This is a genomic window from Streptomyces sp. CO7, from assembly GCF_053474865.1.
Genome location: NZ_JBRIOU010000002.1, coordinates 402,729 through 416,437, shown reverse-complemented (window position 1 = coordinate 416,437; position 13,709 = coordinate 402,729). Strand labels below are relative to the sequence as shown.

Here is a 13,709-nt window from a genome sequence, read left to right as displayed (position 1 = left end):
GGGCAAGGGCCGGGCGGGGACGGCGGGAGGTACGGGGTGACCCTGGCGTCTCCCGCCGCCGGGCCCGTCCGGCCGCCCTCGCGGGGCGGCCGGACGGTGCCGGGTGTTACTTGAGGCCGGCCTTCTCGCAGGCCTTGGCGAACTCGCCGGAGCAGATCTCCTCGACCGTGTACAGGCCGTCCTTGACCACGGTGTCCTTGATGTTCTTCTGGGTCACGGACACCGGGGCCAGCAGCTGGGCGGGAACCTTGTCGCCGGAGCCGCTGGTGACCTCGGAGGAGGCCAGGGACTTGATGTCGTCACCGTCGAGCAGCTTGACCGCGAGCTCGGCGGCGGCCTCGGCCTGCGGCTTGAACGCCTTGTAGACCGTGGCGTACTGGGTGCCGGCGACGATGCGCTGGATGGCCGCGAGCTCCGCGTCCTGACCGGTCAGCGGGAGGTCGCCGAGGCCCTCGCCCTTGAGGACGTTGGCGATGCCACCGGCCATGCCGTCGTTGGCCGAGTAGACGCCGGCGATCTTCTTCTTGCCGAGCTGGGTGATGGCGGCGGACATCTTCTCCGCGGCGACCGTGTCCTTCCAGAGGCCGGTCTGCTCGTAGGCGATGTCGACCTTGCCGTCCAGGGCGCTGTGGGCGCCCTTCTTGAACTGGGCGGCGTTCGGGTCGGCGTCGTCACCGTTGATCATGACGATCTTCGACTTCGGGGTCGCCTTGTCGCCCATGCCCTCGAGCAGGGCCTCGCCCTGGAGCTGGCCGACCTTCTCGTTGTCGAAGGAGACGTAGGCGGACACCGGGCCCTGGGCGAGGCGGTCGTACGCGATGACCTTGACGCCCTTGGACTTGGCCTCTTCCACCGAGGACTTGATGGCGGCGGAGTCCTGGGCGCTGACCACGATCACCTTGACACCCTTGGTGATCATGTCGCTGACCTGCTGCGCCTGCTTGTTGGGGTCGGCGCCGGCGTTCGCGTACTCGACGGTGCAGTCGGAGCAGAGCGCCTTGACCTTGTCCTCGAAGTAAGGCTTGTCGAACTTCTCGTACCGCGCGGTGACGGTGTCGGGCAGCAGCAGACCGATGGACTTGCCACCCTTGTCGCCCGACGCGCCCTTGTCCTTGGCGTCGTCGTCGCCGGCCTTGCCACAGGCGGTCATGGCCAGAGCCATGGAAACAGCGGCAGCGCCGATCACAACGCCACGAATCTTGCTGTTCATAAGAGGAGTGCCTCCCTGACGCGGCCGCACCGTCGCGGCCGAGGTAAGTGACCGAAGTCAACAAGATTTTCTGGTTTGGCGTCAAGAAGTGAATACTTAACGGTATTGCAACGACGTCTTGTGTTCTCTAAGTGAACGAGTTCGCGACGGAGCGTAGCGGGGCGCCCCCGAGCAGGGCCGCGTCGCCGACCTCGTTCAGTGCGAGCGCCAGCGCGCCCAGCACCTCGGCCCTGCCGCCGAGCCCGCCGGGCACCACGGACAGCTGCCGGGCGGCGCTCGGGATCGCGTAGCGGCCGACCGACTCGCGGATCGGGCCCAGCATCAGCTCCCCCGCCTCGGCGAGGTCCCCGCCGATCACGATCCGGCCGGGGTTGAGCAGGTTGCAGAGATTGGCCACCCCGCTGCCGACGTGGCGCCCGATGTCGCCGATCACCCGCCGGCATCCCGGGTCGCCCTCCTTGGCCAGGCGCACCATGGACTCCATGGTCAGTTCCGGGCCGTGGGTGGGCTGCAGCAGCGGCAGCACGTAGCGGGCCGCGGTGAAGGTCTCCAGGCAGCCACGGTTGCCGCAGCGGCACACCGGGCCCGACTCGTCGAGCGTGATGTGCCCGATCTCCCCCGCCGTGCCGCCTGGGCCACGGTAGATCTTGCCGTCGATGACCAGGCCGGCGCCGACGCCGCTGGCCACCTTGATGTAGGCCAGGTCCTTGACGCCCCGGCCGCTGCCCCAGGTCAGCTCCCCGAGCGCGCCGAGGTTGGCATCGTTGTCGACATGCACCGGAACGCCCAGCCTGGCCTCCAGCTCCTCGGCCGGGCGGGTGCCGCGCCAGCCGGGGAGGATGGCCGTGGAGCCGAGCGTGCCGGACTGCAGGTCGATGGGGCCGGGCACGCCGAGGCCGACCCCGGCGATCTTGCCGCGGTCGGCTCCGACACTTTCGGCGAGGCGGCGCACCAGCTGCTCCGCCCGGTCGAAGCCCTGGTCCGCGGAGACGTCCACGTCCAGCGGCTCGGTCTCCTCGGCCAGCACCTGGTGGGCCAGGTTGCCCAGCGCCACGCGCAGGTGGGAGTGGCCGAAGTCGATGCCGACCACGATCCCGGCGTCCCCGCTCAGCGAGACCGACCGCGCGCGGCGGCCGCCGGCCGAGGTGGGGGTCACCTCGACCATCCCGGCGTCCTTCAGTTCCCGGACGATGTTCGACACGGTCGCCGCCGACAGACCGGTGGTCCGGGCGATCTCCGCCTGGGTCAGGGATCCGGCGAGACGTACCGCTCTGACCACTCTCTCCAGGTTTGCCCGGTGCAGTGACGACTGCGAGCCTGGAGTCTCCACGGTGACCTCCCGCACGGGGCCGCTCCGGCGAGGCCCCGCCTTGTCCAACTAGTGAAGTCCAAGCTGATCGGTTTGCCGACCGTTGCGTCAAGAGGTGGAACCAGATCGTTGAACAGGAGGCGAACTCCGGGGGTCTGCTTGCGGCCGCTTCCGGGTGCTTCGTGCCGCTTGCGGCCGCCGGACCGTCGCGGCCGGCGGCCCCTCCGTCACTTCAGCGCGCCCGCGGTGAGCCCTTGGACGACCTGCCGCTGGAAGACGATGTACGCGCCGAGCACCGGCAGCATCGCGAGCACCAGGCCGGCGAAGAGCGCCGCCCAGTCGCTCTTGTAGCCCGCGACGGCCGTCATCTGCACCAGTCCCTGCGTGAGCACCTTCTGGTCCTCGTCGGTGTTGAGCACCGTGGGCAGCATGTACTGGTTCCACTGGCCGAGGAAGTTGAAGATCCCGACGCTGATCAGGCCGGGCTTCGCCATCGGCAGCATCACCTGGAAGAACGTCCGGGTGTGCGAGGCCCCGTCGACGAAGGCCGCCTCCGCGATCGAGGTGGGCAGCGTGCGGAAGAAGGAGGTCAGGAAGAAGACGGTGAACGGCAGCGAGTACGCGATGTAGACGAGGATCAGCCCGTGGGTGGTGTTGAGCAGGCCGATGTTGTTCACCACGTAGAACAGCGGCACCAGGGCGAGCATCACCGGGAAGCTCATCCCGCCGACGAACAGGAAGTAGACGAGCCGGTTGCCGGGGAAGTCGAACCGGGCCAGCACGTACGCGGCCATGGAGCCCAGCACCAGCGTGCCGATCAGTGACCCGCCCACCACGACGACCGTGTTGAAGAAGTAGTCACCGATCTGCGCCTCGGTCCACGCCCGCGTGAAGTTGTCGAAGTGCAGGCTGTCCGGGAGCGACCAGGGCGTGCTGATGATGGCCCGGTTGTCCTTGAAGGCGGTCATCACGGCCCACAGCAGCGGCAGGGTGACCATGATCGCCCACAGCACCAGCACGCCGTGCGAGAAGACGTTGAGGACCTTGCCCTCGCCCTCCTTGGTCCGGCGCGCCGGGCGCTCCGGACGCTCGGAGGCGCGGGTGGTCAGGGCGCCGGGGCCGGGGAGGACGGCGTCGTCGCCGGGCGGCGGGGTGTCGGTCTTCATCTCTCTCAGTACTCCAGCCGCTCGCGGCGGCCCAGACGCATCACGAGGGCGGAGAACGCCAGCGTGACGACGAGCAGGGCGACGCCGATGGTGGTCGCGTAGGCGGCCTGACCGTCACGGAACGCCTTCTGGTACACGTACAGGACCATGACGGTGGTCGAGTAGTCGGGACCGCCGGGGCCGACCGTCATGATCTGCACCACGGCGAACGACTCGGCGCCCAGGGCCAGGATGCCGATGTAGACCCAGCCGGACTGCACGGTGTCCCACAGCAGCGGGAGGGTCACCTTGAAAAAGGTGGTGACCCGGCTCGCGCCGTCCAGCAGGGCGGCCTCGTAGAGCTCGGCGGGGATGGAGGCCATGCCGGCCGAGAACAGCACCACGAAGAACCCGACCGTCGCCCAGACGACCACGGCCATCACGCACCACAGGGCCAGGTCGGGGTCGCCCAGCCACTCGGGCTGCGCGTCCAGTCCGATCCCCGAGAGCAGGGCGTTGAGCACGCCGCTGCGCGGGTTGTAGATGAACTGGAAGAGCAGGGCGACGATGACGATCGACAGCACCTGCGGGAAGAAGTAGACGATCTTGTAGAACGACGATCCGCGCACGCCGGTGATCGCCGGACCACCGCGCCGCTTGCGGCCGCCCACGTTGACCATGAAGGCCAGGAACAGCGCCAGGCCGATGGTCACCAGCGGGACGACCAACGCGAACAGCACGCTGTGCCAGAGCGACTTCCAGAAGACGTCGTCCTCGACCATGCGCGTGTAGTTGTCGATCCCCACCATGGAGAACTCCGGGCTCAGGCCGGACCAGTTGGTGAAGGAGTAGAAGATCGACTGGATGAAGGGCCAGACGACGAAGATGGCGTACAACGCCAGGGGGACCGTCAGGAACCCGACGATGAAGCGGTATTTACCGTGCTGCATCCGCTGGTGACCCGATCTGTGCGGCGGTGGGTACGGCGGTGGAGGCCTCCGCCGGGCGCGGTCCGCCCGTCAGGCGACGGACCGCGCCCGGCGGACGGGCTCACGCGTGCTTGTAGTGCTTGATGGAGTCGTCCTTGGCCGCCTCGTCGGCGTAGCCCTGGATCTTCTTGATCGCCTCGGCCGGGGTGAGCCGGCCCGCCATCATCTCGCCGATGCCGCCGGTGCCGATCTTCTCCTTCTGGAGGGCGACGTACCAGTCCTGGATGCGCGGGTTGAGGATGTTGTCGCCCGCCTTCTCCAGCGCGGCGACACCCGACTTCAGGCCCGGGGTCAGCTCGATGCCGTCGGTGCCGCCGTTCAGGGCGGACAGCGACTTCACCTTGGAGGTAAAGTTCTTCGACGACTCCTCGCTGAGCATGATGCGCAGCTGCTCCATGCCGCCGGAGGGGTTCTTGGCCTTGGCCGGGACGACGAAGGGCTCGGCGCCGGACGCCCACAGGGTGCCGAAGGGCATCTTGTCGGAGCTGTCCAGGCCGGAGGGGGCTCCTATCGACACCCCGAAGTCGGCCGGGATGACGTCCGCCGACTCGTTCTCCACCCACGAGCCGTTCGGGATGAACAGCGCCTTGCCCTCGGCCCAGGCCGCCTGCGACTGGGTGTGCGAGAGGCCCGGCGTGCCCTTGAGGATGTAGCCCTTGCGGTAGAGCTCGTAGTACGCCTCGAAGCAGGCCTTGACGGCCGGGTGCTTCCAGGCGTTGGGCTCCAGGTTGTCGATCGCCTTGAGCACGTCGGCGCCGCCGACCTTGCCGATCATCGCGTAGAGCGAGAAGGGGATGTAGTAGGGGTACTGGCCCGGGTAGGTCCAGCCCGCGGTGCCCTTCTTCTTCGCCTTCGCGCAGACGGCGAGCATGTCGTCCCAGGTCTCCGGGTACTCCACCTCGAGCTGGTCGAGGGCCTTCTGCGAGTACCAGACGCCGTAGGTGGTGTACGCGTAGTACATGATGTACACCGGGTCGCCGTCGAACTGGCCCATCTCGACGATGCCGGGCCGCAGCGTGTCGCGGACCTTCTTGGCCGGGTCGTCGTAGGACGGGGCGTCCAGCAGCGGGGTGAGGTCGGCGAGCTGCTTCTGGCCGACCAGGACGCCCATGTCCATCTGCTCGGCGCCGGAGTTGTCGATGAGGTCCGGCGGGGTGCCGCCGTTGAAGCGCGGCTGCAGGGTGGACTGGATCTTCAGGGTGGCGGTGAACTTCACCTTGGACTTGGGGAAGTTCTTCTCGTAGATCTTGACGGCGTCCTCGCCGTACTCCTTGCCGAAGCCGCCGTTGAAGAGGACGAAGTCCAGCGGAGCGTTCGCCGTGACACCCAGGGGGTTCTTGGCGGTCTTCGGTCCCTGCCCGGACGTGTCGGTCGCCTCGTCCCCGCCGCCGCTGGCGCAGGCGGAGAGGAAGCCCGTGGCCGGCACGGCGGCCAGGCCGAGCGCGGCGGACCGCTTGATGAGGTCGCGGCGTCCTACGCCGTCGACCGCACCAGTCGTGTTGTTCTCGGCATCGGCGGAAGTGGATCCCATGCGCAAAGTCCTCGCCTTCTCCAGGACTCAGGCGGTGAACCGGTTCCTCCCCGGCACCGCGGTCGGTCGAGCTGGGTCGTGCAGGGGTGGTGCGGGTGATGTCAGAAACACATACAGCGTCCGGGCCCCGGCAGGGGCGGAAGGCAAGGGCTTCGGTGTGTTGCCCTCCCCGTCGTCCCCCGGACCCGGCCGATGCCCGACAGGTATAGTCCACTCTCCGCGCGTGGACAAGATCGCGCACAGGGTTGCGACGGGTCTTTTCCTAGTTGAGACCTCCGGGTCACACCCGGCGAAAACGACGGCCGGGCCGCGTCCTCCCGGGAAGGAGGACGCGGCCCGGCCTGGTGCGGCGGAAGATCTACTTGCGGATCAGGCTGCGCAGCACGTACTGCATGATGCCGCCGTTGCGGTAGTAGTCGGCCTCGCCGGGGGTGTCGATGCGGACCACCGCGTCGAACTCCACACCGGTGTCGGTGGTGACCTTGACCGTCCGCGGCGTGGTGCCGTCGTTCAGCGCGGTCACGCCGGTGAAGGAGAAGGTCTCCTCGCCGGTGAGGCCGAGGGTCGAGGCGGTCTGGCCCTCCGGGAACTGGAGCGGCAGGACGCCCATGCCGATGAGGTTCGAGCGGTGGATGCGCTCGTAGGACTCGGCGATGACGGCCTTGACGCCCAGCAGCGCGGTGCCCTTGGCCGCCCAGTCGCGGGACGAACCGGAGCCGTACTCCTTGCCGGCCAGGACGACCAGCGGGGTGCCGACGGCCTGGTAGTTCTGGGAGGCGTCGTAGATGAAGGCGACCGGGCCGCCGTCCTGTGTGAAGTCGCGGGTGTAGCCGCCCTCGGTGCCCGGCGCGATCTGGTTGCGCAGGCGGATGTTGGCGAACGTGCCGCGGATCATGACCTCGTGGTTGCCTCGGCGCGAGCCGTAGGAGTTGAAGTCACGACGCTCCACACCGTGCTCGGTGAGGTACTTGCCGGCCGGGGTGTCGGCCTTGATGGCGCCGGCCGGGGAGATGTGGTCGGTGGTGACCGAGTCGCCCAGCTTGGCCAGGACACGCGCGCCGGTGATGTCCTCGACCGGCGTGGTCTCCATGGTCATGCCCTCGAAGTACGGGGGCTTGCGCACGTAGGTGGACTGCGGGTCCCACTCGAAGGTGTTGCCGGTCGGGACCGGGAGCGCCTGCCACTGGGCGTCGCCCGCGAAGACGTCCTGGTACGACTTGGAGAACATGTCCTCGCCGATGGCGGAGGCCACGACCTCGTTCACCTCGGCCTCGGAGGGCCAGATGTCCTTGAGGAAGACCGGGTTGCCGTCCTGGTCGGTGCCCAGGGCGTCCTGGGTGATGTTCACCTTCATGGAGCCGGCCAGGGCGTACGCGACGACCAGCGGCGGGGACGCCAGGTAGTTCATCTTGACGTCCGGGTTGATCCGGCCCTCGAAGTTGCGGTTGCCGGAGAGCACCGAGGTGACCGCGAGGTCGTGCTCGTTGACCGCCTGGGAGACCTCGTCCGGCAGCGGGCCGGAGTTGCCGATGCAGGTGGTGCAGCCGTAGCCGACCAGGTTGAAGCCGACCTTGTCGAGGTAGGGGGTCAGGCCCGCCTTGTCGAAGTAGTCGGTGACGACCTTGGAGCCCGGGGCGAGGGTGGTCTTGACCCACGGCTTGCGGGTCAGGCCCTTCTCGACCGCCTTCTTGGCCACCAGGGCGGCGGCGACCATGACGTACGGGTTCGAGGTGTTGGTGCAGGAGGTGATCGCGGCGACGGTCACGGCGCCGTGGTCGATCTCGTAGGACGAGCCGTCGGGGGCGGTGACGGTGACCGGCTTGGACGGGGTGGCGTCCGGGAGGGTCGACGGGGCGTCGGAGCCGGGGAAGGACTCGATGCTCGCCTCCATCTCGTCCGTCACGTAGTTGCGGACGTCCGTCTTGAACTGCTCGGCGGCGTTCGCCAGGACGATGCGGTCCTGCGGGCGCTTCGGGCCGGCGATCGACGGGACGACGGTGGACAGGTCCAGCTCGAGCTTCTCGGAGAAGTCCGGCTCGGCGGACGGGTCCAGCCAGAGGCCCTGCTCCTTGGCGTACGCCTCGACCAGCGCGACCTGCTGCTCGCTGCGGCCGGTGAGCTTGAGGTAGTTCAGCGTCTCGTCGTCGATCGGGAAGATCGCGGCGGTGGAGCCGAACTCCGGCGACATGTTGCCGATGGTGGCGCGGTTGGCCAGCGAGGTGGCGGCGACGCCCTCGCCGTAGAACTCGACGAACTTGCCGACGACGCCGTGCTTGCGCAGCATCTCGGTGATGGTGAGCACCAGGTCGGTGGCGGTGGTGCCGGGCTGCAGCTCGCCGGTCAGCTTGAAGCCGACGACGCGCGGGATCAGCATGGAGACCGGCTGGCCGAGCATCGCGGCCTCGGCCTCGATGCCGCCGACGCCCCAGCCGAGGACGCCGAGGCCGTTGACCATGGTGGTGTGCGAGTCGGTGCCGACCAGGGTGTCGGGGTAGGCCTGGCCGCCGCGGACCATGACCGTGCGGGCCAGGTGCTCGATGTTCACCTGGTGGACGATGCCGGTGCCCGGCGGGACGACCTTGAACTCGTCGAACGCGGTCTGGCCCCAGCGCAGGAACTGGTAGCGCTCGCGGTTGCGGCCGTACTCCAGCTCCACGTTCTGGGCGAAGGCCTCGTGGGTGCCGAACTTGTCGGCGATGACCGAGTGGTCGATGACCAGCTCGGCCGGGGCCAGCGGGTTGATCTTCGACGGGTCGCCGCCGAGCTCCTTCACGGCCTCACGCATGGTGGCGAGGTCCACGACACAGGGCACGCCGGTGAAGTCCTGCATGATCACGCGGGCCGGCGTGAACTGGATCTCCTGCGAGGGCTGCGCCTGCGAGTCCCAGCCACCGAGCGCACGGATGTGGTCGGCGGTGATGTTCGCACCGTCCTCGGTGCGCAGCAGGTTCTCCAGCAGGACCTTGAGGCTGTACGGCAGGCGGGCCGAGCCCTCCACCTTGTCCAGCCGGAAGATCTCGTACGACTCGTCGCCCACCTGCAGCGTGCTGCGGGCGTCGAAGCTGTTCGCCGACACGACAGTCTCCTTCATTCATGTGCGCGTGACCGCGTCGCACCCGGGTGCGACCGGCGCCGCTCGGTGCCGCCACGCCGGTTTGGCGATCAGCCAGGGCAAGGCTAAGTTAGGTAAGCCTTACCGGAGGCGGCGAGCGGCGTTCCTCCGACAGATATCTCGATGTCGAGATAACTCTAGTACATAGGGTCGGCCTGGTCATGCCCCGGCCCCGTCCGGCATGCATCGCGACGGGAGAAGGGGCCATGCGAGGCCTCCCTCCGGGTATCCGCACGGAGACAACTCCAAAAGACCCGAAGGGATCGAACCGTGCCGCTCACCTTCCGCAAGAGCTTCCGGATCTGGCCCGGCGTGCGCCTGAACATCAACAAGAAGTCGTGGTCGCTGACGTTCGGCAACGGCGACGGCCCGCGCCACACCTACAACTCCAACGGCCGGCGCACCACCTCGATGGACCTGCCCGGCCCGTTCGGCTACCGCCACACCACCCGGCGGCGCTGACCCGTCGGCCGGACGGACCCTTCCGTCACCCGTCCGGCCCCGCGGACCCCACCCCCGGGATGCGTCATCTCATATCTGAGATAGCCTCAGTCACATGGCAGACGACTATCTCGTACGCATCGGCCGCCTCATCCGTGACGCACGACAGCATCGCGGCTGGTCACAGGCGCAACTGGCGGAGGCCCTCGGCACCAGCCAGAGCGCCATCAACAGGGTCGAGCGCGGTAACCAGAACATCAGCCTTGAGATGATCGCCCGGATCGGCGAGGCTCTCGACAGCGAGATCGTCTCTCTGGGGTACGCGGGGCCGATGCACCTGCGGGTGGTCGGCGGACGTCGGCTGTCCGGGTCCATCGACGTCAAGACCAGCAAGAACGCCTGCGTGGCGCTGCTGTGCGGCTCGCTCCTCAACAAGGGCCGCACCACCCTGCGCCGGGTGGCCCGTATCGAGGAGGTCTACCGCCTGCTGGAGGTACTCAACTCCATCGGCGTACGGACCCGCTGGATCAACGACGGCGTGGACCTGGAGATCGTGCCGCCCGCCGAGCTGGACATGGCGTCCATCGACGCGGACGCGGCCCGCCGCACCCGCTCGATCATCATGTTCCTCGGCCCGCTGCTGCACCGCCTGGGCGACTTCAAGCTGCCCTACGCCGGCGGCTGCGACCTGGGCACCCGCACCATCGAGCCGCACATGATCGCGCTGCGCCGCTTCGGCCTGGACATCGCCGCCACCGAGGGCCTCTACCACGCCCAGGTGGACCGGACGATCACCCCGAACCGCCCCATCGTGCTGACCGAGCGCGGCGACACGGTGACCGAGAACGCCCTGCTGGCCGCCGCCCGCCACGACGGCGTCACCGTCATCCGCAACGCCTCGTCGAACTACATGGTCCAGGACCTGTGCTTCTTCCTGGAGGCCCTGGGCGTCCAGGTCGAGGGCATCGGCACCACCACGCTCACCGTGCACGGCGTGCCGGAGATCGACGTGGACGTCGACTACTCGCCCTCCGAGGACCCGGTCGAGGCGATGAGCCTGCTGGCCGCGGCCGTGGTCACCGAGTCCGAGCTGACCGTGAAGCGGGTGCCGATCGAGTTCCTGGAGATCGAGCTGGCCGTGCTGGAGGAAATGGGGCTCGACCACGACCGCTCCCCCGAGTACAGCGCCGACAACGGCCGCACCCGCCTGGTGGACCTCACCGTCCGGCCCTCCAAGCTGGAGGCGCCGATCGACAAGATCCACCCGATGCCGTTCCCGGGCCTGAACATCGACAACGTGCCGTTCTTCGCGGCCATCGCGGCCTCGGCGCAGGGCCAGACCCTCATCCACGACTGGGTCTACGACAACCGGGCCATCTACCTCACCGACCTCAACCGCCTCGGCGGGCGCCTGCAGCTCCTCGACCCGCACCGGGTCCTGGTCGACGGCCCCACCCGCTGGCGCGCCGCCGAGATGATGTGCCCGCCGGCGCTCCGCCCGGCCGTGGTCGTCCTCCTCGCGATGATGGCGGCCGAGGGCACGTCGGTGCTGCGCAACGTCTACGTCATCAACCGCGGCTACGAGGACCTCGCGGCCCGCCTGAACTCGGTGGGCGCGCAGATCGAGATCTTCCGCGACATTTGATACGACGCCGCCGCCGCACCCCGTCTGACCTGCTATGTAGCAGGTCAGGGAGGGGTGCGGCGGCATGTCTGAGACTTCTCTGGGACTTTGGGCCCCGCAGCGGGCTACGAGCCACGCTCCACAGGCTTGACCGACCGGCCACGGCCACAGCTACGCGAAGATAGCGTCGATGGCGGCGCTGCCTCGTGCGCCGGCGCGGGGCAGGAAGTGGGAGTACTTCCGCAGCGTGAACCCGGGGTCGGAGTGCCCCAGCCAGCGTGCCAGGGAGACAACCGATTCGCCAGCCTCCAGTTCCTCGGAGGCGTAGAAGTGGCGTAGGGCGTGAAAGCCGTGCTCCCGGGACGGCTCCCACACGCGAGCACCGTCGGCGCCGCCCTCGTCCAGTGGTGCGATCACACCCGCCGTGGCCAGAGCCGGCTTCCACACGTAGGAGTTGATGTAGTTCCGGTTGATGGCCTTCCGCTCACGTCCTGTCACCAGGAGGTTGTAGGTCCTCGGCCGCCGATGTTTGGTCTCCACCGGTGTCTCGGCCGGAGTCGGGTCGTCCCAGGGCAGTGTGACCGGCACCGGCGCGAATTGCTCCGTGTGCTGCCGGATGGCCTGGGCCACGCTTGACGGCAGCGGCACGTCTCGGACCTTGCGCCCCTTGGGAAGCGCGAAACACAGCTTCGCCCGCACCATCTTGACCTGCCGCCGAACGTGCACGACCTCCTTCTCGAAGTCGATGTCGTGCGCTGAAAGACCGAGCGCCTCCCCTTGGCGGAGCCCGAGACCTGCTCCGATCACGAGGAGGAGCCGGTATGGTCGTAACGGCTGCGCTTCCCCAGCCGCCGACGCGCATCCTCCAAGGACTCGCCGGTGAACTCCGTGACCGCGTTGCTGAGCTGATTACTGTCGAACATGATGCGGACCTCCGAGCCGCCCCCGACCTTGGCAGCGAAGCTGCATGTCAACACAGAAACAGCAAGCGAAGAACAGGATTTGAACGACGGACGTGGGTTCTCTGCCGATGCTCGATGGTCGGGTCAGCATCCAGAACTGGCCGCGTCAGGGGCCAGGCACAAGGAACTCTAGCTCACGTACACCTGGCCGCGGGAAGTTACCCGCACACATCACCCGCACGGGTGACTGACCCTGCGATACGCGCGCCTGCTGCAGCCTGACGCGCCGACCGGGGCGGTTCCGGCCCTCTGACGGGCCACAGTTGGCGGCAGACCGTCCGCGGCCCGCCGCCAACCGCCCGCTGACCGAGGTGCGGCTGCCACCCACCCGGCTGCGTGCGTTCGATGATCTCCGGCGCCAAGACTCAACTGACGACCTCTGCCGGTTGCCCGTCACGCAGGGATGCGCCGGGGCCCAGAGCGGCCGCTCGGCGTCGAGAGATTCCAAGCGCTCAAGCCTCCCCGGCAGGCCGCCCGGACAGCCATGAAACCTACCTGATGGGCCATCAGGACGAGCGTCAAATGAGCGTCAAGGCACCTCTGCGAGCGTCGTTTGAGCGTCAAGATATCGCCCGTAACGCACATAGCGCGCATGATGCGCACTCGCTAAAGCCGCAGATCAGCGGCCCTCTTCCGCGGGCTCCAGAATTGCCACGCACTCCACATGATGCGTCATCGGCAACACGTCGGCCCACTGCTCACGCGGGCGTCACCGTCCGCCTAGACGCTCCAGTCCATCGGGACTCCAACCCCTGAGAAATGGCTTGAGTTCCTCACGCGTGGGCTCATGGGTGTGCGGCAGTCCTGGAAGCGGAGTCAAGGGGTCGATTGACCTCACGTACTCCCTTGCCCACTCCAGCCACAGTCGAGCTGAGTCCAGAGCCGACTCATCCGCGACACCGTTCAACTCGCCGATGCGACGTTCCAATGCAATGCAGTACGCACTGAGGGCAGCGGCCTCCTGCCAGCGCGCAGCCTCTTCACACAGCGCCTGGGCAAGCTGTTCACGGACAGCTTGTTCCTTCGCCACATCCATGGCCGCTTGCCAGCGAAGTTCGCGTGCTAGGGCGTTTCCTTCGGATCATCTGATCGCTGGTTGATGTGTGTCGTTGACTGACGCCCAGTGGGCGAGGATCGAGCCGTTGCTGCCGGACCGGACACCTCGGCGGGGTGGGCGATGGCGTGATCACCGGCAAGTGATCGACGCGATCGCGTTCAAGTACCGCACCGGCACTCCGTGGATGGACCTGCCCGAGCACTTCGGCTCGTGGAAGGGCGCCCACAACCGGTTGCGGAAGTGGGCCGCCGACGGCACCTGGGAGAAGGTCTTCACCGCCTTGCTCGCCCAGGCCGACGCCGAAGGCGATCTCGACTGGATCGTCTCGG

Annotated in this window: 10 protein-coding genes; 3 read left to right on the top strand and 7 right to left on the bottom strand. The window is 68.0% G+C overall.

Features of this window, described 5'->3' with window-relative positions; genetic code table 11:
- Window positions 1-106: 106 nt before the first annotated feature.
- The 6 genes from ACOV8S_RS03820 to acnA all read right to left on the bottom strand — a co-directional run bounded on the left by ACOV8S_RS03820 (window position 107) and on the right by acnA (window position 9,275).
- The gene (locus tag ACOV8S_RS03820; protein ID WP_448316100.1) at window positions 107-1,210 is read right to left on the bottom strand and encodes a sugar ABC transporter substrate-binding protein; all 1,104 of its coding nucleotides are present in this window, start codon (window positions 1,208-1,210) and stop codon (window positions 107-109) included.
- Window positions 1,211-1,337: 127 nt separating this feature from the next.
- On the bottom strand, window positions 1,338-2,540 hold the full coding sequence (locus ACOV8S_RS03815; protein ID WP_448316099.1) for an ROK family transcriptional regulator: 1,203 nt from the start codon (window positions 2,538-2,540) through the stop codon (window positions 1,338-1,340).
- Window positions 2,541-2,746: 206 nt separating this feature from the next.
- Entirely contained in the window at window positions 2,747-3,685 is a 939-nt protein-coding gene (locus ACOV8S_RS03810) for a carbohydrate ABC transporter permease (RefSeq protein ID WP_448316098.1), read from the bottom strand.
- 5 nt (window positions 3,686-3,690) lie between these two features.
- Entirely contained in the window at window positions 3,691-4,614 is a 924-nt protein-coding gene (locus ACOV8S_RS03805) for a carbohydrate ABC transporter permease (RefSeq protein WP_448316097.1), read from the bottom strand.
- A 100-nt stretch (window positions 4,615-4,714) separates the two neighbouring features.
- The gene (gene ngcE, locus ACOV8S_RS03800; RefSeq protein WP_448316096.1) at window positions 4,715-6,184 is read right to left on the bottom strand and encodes an N-acetylglucosamine/diacetylchitobiose ABC transporter substrate-binding protein; all 1,470 of its coding nucleotides are present in this window, start codon (window positions 6,182-6,184) and stop codon (window positions 4,715-4,717) included.
- 358 nt (window positions 6,185-6,542) lie between these two features.
- Window positions 6,543-9,275 (bottom strand): aconitate hydratase AcnA, encoded by a 2,733-nt coding sequence (gene acnA, locus ACOV8S_RS03795; protein WP_448316095.1) that lies wholly within the window; start codon window positions 9,273-9,275, stop codon window positions 6,543-6,545.
- Window positions 9,276-9,566: 291 nt separating this feature from the next.
- On the opposite strand from acnA, the gene ACOV8S_RS03790 reads away from it, so the two are divergent.
- Window positions 9,567-9,758: a DUF4236 domain-containing protein gene (locus tag ACOV8S_RS03790; RefSeq protein ID WP_351116656.1), complete on the top strand. Its 192-nt coding sequence runs from the start codon at window positions 9,567-9,569 to the stop codon at window positions 9,756-9,758.
- A gap of 94 nt (window positions 9,759-9,852) precedes the next feature.
- Window positions 9,853-11,382, top strand: coding sequence for a UDP-N-acetylglucosamine 1-carboxyvinyltransferase (locus tag ACOV8S_RS03785; protein WP_448316094.1), 1,530 nt, complete (start codon window positions 9,853-9,855; stop codon window positions 11,380-11,382).
- Between the two features lie 150 nt (window positions 11,383-11,532).
- On the opposite strand, the gene ACOV8S_RS03780 is transcribed toward ACOV8S_RS03785, so the two are convergent.
- The gene (locus ACOV8S_RS03780; protein WP_448316093.1) at window positions 11,533-12,168 is read right to left on the bottom strand and encodes a tyrosine-type recombinase/integrase; all 636 of its coding nucleotides are present in this window, start codon (window positions 12,166-12,168) and stop codon (window positions 11,533-11,535) included.
- 1,258 nt (window positions 12,169-13,426) lie between these two features.
- Between ACOV8S_RS03780 and ACOV8S_RS03775 the strand changes: the two genes are divergently transcribed.
- A partial coding sequence (locus ACOV8S_RS03775; protein WP_448316092.1) for a transposase occupies window positions 13,427-13,709 on the top strand: 283 nt, incomplete at its 3' end.